Origin of the sequence: Nocardia higoensis NBRC 100133, assembly GCF_000308595.1 — a bacterium.
Classification (GTDB): domain Bacteria; phylum Actinomycetota; class Actinomycetes; order Mycobacteriales; family Mycobacteriaceae; genus Nocardia; species Nocardia higoensis.
Genome location: NZ_BAGA01000134.1, coordinates 1 through 5,657 on the forward strand (window position 1 = coordinate 1; position 5,657 = coordinate 5,657).

Here is a 5,657-nt window from a genome sequence, read left to right on the forward strand (position 1 = left end):
GGTTCCACCACGCGCGGTGCGTGCCGCGTGCGCCAACGCGGCGACCGCGTCCTGCTCGTGCAGCAATTGCAGACGCGCGTCCCGGCCGAACACCGTGGGGGTGAGCGGCCAGCGCAGGTATTGCACACCCCGGCGCGCCAATCGCGGCCCGACGGTGGGCGCCAGCCGCAGGATCGCGGTGGCGATATCCGGACGCCGCCGCGCCAGGCTCCGGACGAATCCCTCGATTTCGATGCAATCGCGGGCGAACCAACCGCTCGGTGGTTTTCGCGCGCTCATTTCCTCGGTGAATTTCGCCGGGTCCTTGGGACTGCAGCCGTACACCGCCGAACTCGAGCGAACGACCACCCGGCGAATCGACGGAGTTTTCTGGCAGACCGCGAACAACTGCATCGCGCCGAGGACGTTGAGATCTTTCATGACCGGGCGGCCACCCGGTGACGGCGGACGGGACAGCACCGCGGTATGCACCACAGTGTCCACCTCGTTTCCTCCGATCACCTTGCGGATCAGTGGATTGCGGATATCGGCGCGAACGAATTCGGCGTGCCCCATACGACGCTGGAACTCCCGGCTCGGGGTCACGGTGTCCACGGCGATGATACGTTCAACCCTCGGGTCCTGGGCAAGTTCCGCAACGATATTGCCGCCGAAAAATCGGCCGGCGCCGGTGACCAGCACCACCTTGGGAGTGTGTCCGTCTCTCACGTCAGAGCCCATCCGCCGAATCCCACCTGCCAGGTCCCCGTACCGGTATTCGCGTCAAGCGTAGCGGCGCCGCACCACTGTTGCCGAGAGTATTTACCAGGTCCTAACGATGACTTCAGTCACCGGAAACACCATCCGGTTTCAAACCGAGTTATTTCAAAAAACGAGGCCCGCCACCGGGAACGGTGACGGGCCTCGTTCAGAGCTGATCGCGCAGGCTCACTTGCCGAGTTTGCGCCGCTGAACACGCGTGCGGCGAAGCAGCTTGCGGTGCTTCTTCTTCGACATGCGCTTGCGGCGCTTCTTGATCACAGAACCCATAGGGTGTCCTCGCGTTCTCTCTACTCGGCGCGCACGCCGTGGCGTACGCCTAGCTTGTTTCGGCGTCCGGGCCGCCGGCGGCCACCGGACACCACGAACTGGCGCCGCAGGCAGGCGGACACGAACCGAGGATTCATCCTACCGGTCGCCCGGCCCGGGCCCGACCGGGGGGATGGTCGATCAACCGGCGTCGAAGTAGGACGTCTCCAAGTAGTCGTGGACGGCTTTGGCATGGACGCGGAAGGACCGGCCGACCCGCACCGCGGGCAACTCGCCCGAATGCACCAATCGGTAGACCGTCATCTTCGAGACCCGCATCAGATTCGCCACTTCGGCAACGGTCAGAAATTGGGTTCCGCCGCCGAGTACGGACTGCCCCGGCGTACCGGGACCGTTCTGCGCACGAGAGCCACCACGACCGCCGGTCGAGCCCGACGTTCCCGGTGACGATCCCGAACTGTTTCCAGACATCTTGTCAGACATCATTGCACCATCGACCTCCGGCACGTCCGCGCCGCCGGCTTCCCCACCGGCGGAACAGACACGCACGTGCTCCTTGAAGCTTAGCGGGACCAGTGGGATTACTGCGACGGGTGTGAGAAATACGCCCATTACGCCGGTTCCATGACAACTCCGCTACGACACTGTCACAACAACGCGATCATCAGGCACTACATCACGATCACCGCGCGGTTGCCATATGTCACCGCCACAGTTCCACTGCCGCGGCGGCGTTGCCGTCACCTGCCGCGGCGGCGTTGCCGCAACGACCCGATCACTCCGCCGAGGCGCCTTGTTCGACCGAACGATCTCTGGCCGCGTGCAGCGCCTCCAGGAATGCCGAGCGTACTCCCGCTCGCTCCAGTTCGCGAAGGGCCGCGGCAGTAGTGCCCGCGGGCGAGGTGACCGCGGCGCGCAGATCCACCGCGCTCTGCTCCGCCTCGTCGAGCAGGGCGGCCGAGCCGACCATCGTCTGCACGACCAGCTGGGTGGCGACATCACGGGTCAGGCCGAGGCCGACCGCGGCGTCCACCATCGCCTCCACCACCAGGAAGAAATAGGCGGGGCCGGAGCCGGACACCGCGGTCACCGCGTCCATCTGCGACTCCGGCACGGTGACCACCTTGCCCACGCTGGCGAGCACCTCGGCGACCAGTTCGAGTTGCTCGGGCTTGGCGTAGCGGCCCGCCGCGAGCACGCTCATGCCCTGACCGACCAGCATCGGGGTGTTCGACATGACCCGCACGACCGGGAAGCCCGCGGGCATCTTGGCCTCCAGGCGCGCGGTCGGCACACCCGCCGCCAGCGAGACCAGCACCTGATCGCGCCCGCCCACATTGAGCTCGGCCTTGCCCAACTGCACCAGTACGCCGTCCACATCACCCGGCTTGACCGCGATCACCAGCAGATCGGCGCCGACAGCTCCGTCGGTGATCTCACCGGTCACCCGGACCCCGAATCGGCTCGCGATCAGCTCGGCCCGGTCGGCGTGCGTCTCGACGACGACCAGATCCTTGCCCAGCCGCCCGGACTCGAGCAGTCCGGCGATCAACGCCTCCCCGATCCGGCCACCACCGATCACCGCAATTCTCGTCATGGCACTAAAGGCTAGACGCGGCCTATCAGCGCTGCGGCAGCAGTGCGAGTTGTCTGCTCTGCGCGACCACCGCACCCGTGCTGTCGAGCACCAGCTGATCGCAGTCGAACATCCGCCCGCCCACTTCGTGGGTGGTGGCCACGACGCGCAGCCAGCCCGGCGCGGGCCTGCGGCGCAGATAGGTGGTCATCTGCACGGTCGGCGCCCAGCCGAAGTGACCGAGGTTCATCGGGACCGGCGGGCTGATGTCGGCGGTCATCATGGCGAAATAGGCCGCGACTTCGGGATCGCTCCGGTCTCCGTCGAACGGGCGGATCCACAGCCGCAGCCGGGGCAGGCCCGTCTCACCGGCCAGGAAGGGCGCCCATTCCCGGTCCATCGCCAGGTCGGCGCCCGCGGAGACGTTGACGATCCTGCCCATCGGGGTGTCCGCGTATCCGACCGCGTCCGCGGACGGCTCGGCGGGCATGTCGTGGTGATCGTGGGCGAAGACCGGCTCGGCGTCGTCGAGGTGACCGAAGGTCAGCGCGCTGCGCACCCGGGGCTTGCCGCCCTGGCTGAGGGTGACGTCGACCAGGCAGATCTGGCGGCCCACCTTGCGGGTGCGGACCTCGTAGTCCACCTCCCCCGGTTCGGGAGCGCCGAGGAAGTCCGAACTCACGGCGACCGGGGCCATGGCGGCGCGCTCGGGATCGCTCGCGCGCAGCCACGCGGTCGCCGCGGCGGCGCTGCCCGCGACCATCGTGCCGCCGTGCACCTTGGGGCCGACGGTCCAGGTGTCGGCGATGACGCCGCGATAGCGTGCCGCGTCCGCACCGGGCGCGCCGTCGTCGATCCGGCGCACCGCGCAGACCTCACTGAACGGCGCATCGAGCGCGGCCGTTCGCCCGGCGCTCGCGGTCTGCGCGCTGTCGGACACGTCCGTGGTCATGAGCACTCCTTCGTCCGCTCCGGCGAGCCAGCGCCGGACCGAGGTTCGTACAGCGTACAGCGACGCTAGCGGACCGAGATACGAGACATACCACCGGGGGTGTCCGAAAATAGGGGCCTGTCAGTCGGCCCGGGCACGGGCCGAGGACGGGCTCGGCGAGGGCACCCGGTTGAGGTGCCTGCGGGCGAAGGCCAGGGTGCGCGCGAGCATGGCCGAGCGGTCGGTGGCCCCGCGCGCGTTCTGCGTGTTGATCTCGGCGACAGCGTGCCCGGCGAAGCCCGAGGCCACCAATTGCGCGCACACCTGGGCGCACGGCTGGGAGCCCTCGCCGGGCACCAGGTGCTCGTCGTGGGCCGCGCCCCGACCGTCGGCCAGATGCAGATGGGCCAGGTTCGGGCCCATCCGCGCGGCCAGCGCCAGCGCGTCGGCGCCCGCGGTGGCGGTATGCGACAGATCGAGGGTGTAGTGGTCGAAACCGGTGTCTGTCGGGTCGTAGGACGGGCTGAACGCGGTCACGCCCCATCCGGGTCCGCCTCGGCGGGCCAGCCGCTGGGCGGCCTTCTCCCCGCGGCCGAACAGCGTGTCGGCGCGCATCGGGAACATGTTCTCCACCGCGACCACCACCTCGCTCTTCTGCTCGAGCTCGATCACCTGCGCGGCGAAGCCCTCGGCGTAGCGGCGCTGCCAGCGGAACGGCGGATGCACCACGACGGTCTCCGCCTCGAGCTCCTCGGCGGTGCGCACGCTGCGTTCGAGCTTGGCCACCGGGTCGGCCCCCCACACCCGCTGCGAGATCAACAGGCACGGGGCGTGCACCGCCAGCACCGGCACGCCGTAGCGGCGCGCGTAACCACGCACGGTCGTGACGGACTGACTGGCCGCCTCGGCCCAGACCATCAACTCGACGCCGTCGTAGCCCAGATCGGCGGCGTAGCGGAACGCCGCCTCGGTGTTCTCCGGATAGACCGACGCGGTGGACAGCCCGACCCGGATGGCCCGGCGCGGTGGCGCGCCCTCCTCCGCCGCCGGTGCGCTGGTGAGCGGTCCGGCGGTCCGCGGGTCGCCCTGCTCCGCCTGGTCGGTGTGCCCCACGTGCCCCACAACCACCGCTTTCCCGAGTCTGTGCTCTGTGTCGATCCGTGCCGAGCAGGGTCAATTCGTACTGAGCAGGAATGCCAACGGCCCGAGCGTCACGAAGATGCCGACCACGACCGCGATGACGGTGCTGAGGATGTCGTCGGTGCGGCGCAGGATGCGCACCAGCGCCACCAGTCCGAGGATGACGATCATGGCCAGGGTCAGCGCGACCCAGGGCAGCATCTCCCACATCCGCTCGAAGCCCTTGAACATCAGCATGCCCGCGACCGCCGCGCCCGTGCTCTGCGCGCCGAGGATCATCCACTGCCTGCGATTGGCTTCGGCATCCGGATCACGTTGCGCGGCACCGGCTTCCCCGTGCCGCTCCCCCTTCGGCCGGTCGGCGCGCTTGGTGCCGACCAGGGCGGCGGCACCGGTGAGTGCCTTGACGCCGGGAAGCCGGGACGACTTGGCGGACGCGACCCGCGAGGCCAGACCCGCCACGGACCGCTTGCCCTTCGCGGGCGGCTCGTCGTCGTAGTCGATCGGCTCGAGATCCTCGCCGGTGTAGTCCTCGTCGTAGCCGTACGGGCCGGGACGGTGCTCGCCGGTGTCGAAGCCATCGCCGTCGTACCCCTCGGCGGCGAACTCGCGGCTGTCGAACTCGGGGTCGTCGAACGCCCCGTCGTCGAACTCACGATCGTCGTAGTCCTCGTCGAAGGAGTTCGGCTCGAATTCGTCCTCGTCGGAGGATTCGCCGAAACCGGCGCGATCGCGCCGTCCCTTCTCGAAGGCCGGCGGGCCGCCGAAGCCGGGGGCGGGCGGCCCGAACGCGGGGCGCTGCTGCTCACGCCCGGCACGGCGGACGGCCTCGGCCCGTTCCGCGCCGTCGCGCAGCAGATCACCGGCGACGGTCTGGCCGGAGAGCAGCGGCTGGTCCTGGTCGGCCAGGCTCCACGCCTGGGTGGGCACGGCGCCGGAGTCCGGCGCCGGATTGCCCGGCGGCACAGGCGGACCGGGCGG

The 5,657-nt window shown here is 69.4% G+C and carries 7 protein-coding genes; all 7 read right to left on the reverse strand.

The genetic code is table 11. From position 1 onward, the window contains the following. A partial coding sequence (locus tag ON26_RS24290) for an NAD-dependent epimerase/dehydratase family protein (RefSeq protein WP_051027486.1) occupies positions 1–720 on the reverse strand: 720 nt, incomplete at its 3' end. A gap of 207 nt (positions 721–927) precedes the next feature. Further along, positions 928–1,029, reverse strand: coding sequence for a 30S ribosomal protein bS22 (locus tag ON26_RS32580; protein WP_003402602.1), 102 nt, complete (start codon positions 1,027–1,029; stop codon positions 928–930). Positions 1,030–1,209: 180 nt separating this feature from the next. Continuing rightward, positions 1,210–1,500: a helix-turn-helix domain-containing protein gene (locus tag ON26_RS32585; RefSeq protein ID WP_083884325.1), complete on the reverse strand. Its 291-nt coding sequence runs from the start codon at positions 1,498–1,500 to the stop codon at positions 1,210–1,212. Positions 1,501–1,804: 304 nt separating this feature from the next. Continuing rightward, the gene (proC, locus tag ON26_RS24300) at positions 1,805–2,626 is read right to left on the reverse strand and encodes a pyrroline-5-carboxylate reductase (protein WP_040798970.1); all 822 of its coding nucleotides are present in this window, start codon (positions 2,624–2,626) and stop codon (positions 1,805–1,807) included. Between the two features lie 25 nt (positions 2,627–2,651). Continuing rightward, positions 2,652–3,557: a thioesterase family protein gene (locus tag ON26_RS24305; RefSeq protein ID WP_040798977.1), complete on the reverse strand. Its 906-nt coding sequence runs from the start codon at positions 3,555–3,557 to the stop codon at positions 2,652–2,654. Between the two features lie 120 nt (positions 3,558–3,677). Next, positions 3,678–4,550 carry a sugar phosphate isomerase/epimerase family protein gene (locus tag ON26_RS24310; RefSeq protein ID WP_040798979.1) on the reverse strand — a complete coding sequence of 291 codons (873 nt, stop codon included), beginning with the start codon at positions 4,548–4,550 and terminating at the stop codon, positions 3,678–3,680. Between the two features lie 159 nt (positions 4,551–4,709). After that, positions 4,710–5,657 (reverse strand): Rv0497 family membrane protein (locus ON26_RS34750; protein WP_245546022.1); only part of this gene is annotated, 948 nt, incomplete at its 5' end.